Source organism: Stenotrophomonas sp. GbtcB23 (assembly GCF_019091045.1).
Lineage (GTDB): Bacteria > Pseudomonadota > Gammaproteobacteria > Xanthomonadales > Xanthomonadaceae > Stenotrophomonas > Stenotrophomonas rhizophila_A.
Genome location: NZ_JAGXKC010000242.1, coordinates 1 through 372, shown reverse-complemented (window position 1 = coordinate 372; position 372 = coordinate 1). Strand labels below are relative to the sequence as shown.

1 pseudogene is annotated in these 372 nt (G+C 62.9%); it reads right to left on the bottom strand.

From position 1 onward, the window contains the following. Positions 1–41: 41 nt before the first annotated feature. Positions 42–372: pseudogene (locus KVS69_RS18960) on the bottom strand (hypothetical protein); the annotation flags it as partial.

The following is a 372-nucleotide window of genomic DNA, read 5'->3' as shown; positions in this document are numbered from 1 at the left end:
TGGATCTCGGCCGCGACCGTCTTGGCGCCCGTGCCGCCGCCCTAGACGATCATGCCGGTCCAGAACGCGCCGGCACCGATCTTGCCCGGCATCAGGACGGAAGCGTCAAACCGGAAGGTGGTGGCGGAGGTGAGAATTTGCCCCTGCTTCTTCAAAGGCTCGTTGGCATAGGCATCGAGATTGACACCCTTGTACGGCGTGTGGAACGCCGCCTGCGCCATCCATACCTCATGGGCGATCGGCGTTTTCAGGAATTCGATGAAGGCCTTTGCGGCGGGCGAATCCTTGGTGATGGCGATCAGCGTGCCCGCGCCGAGAACCGGCGTGCCGAGCTCCGGCTTGGAAGCGTAGGACGGCAGAAAGAAGAAGTCG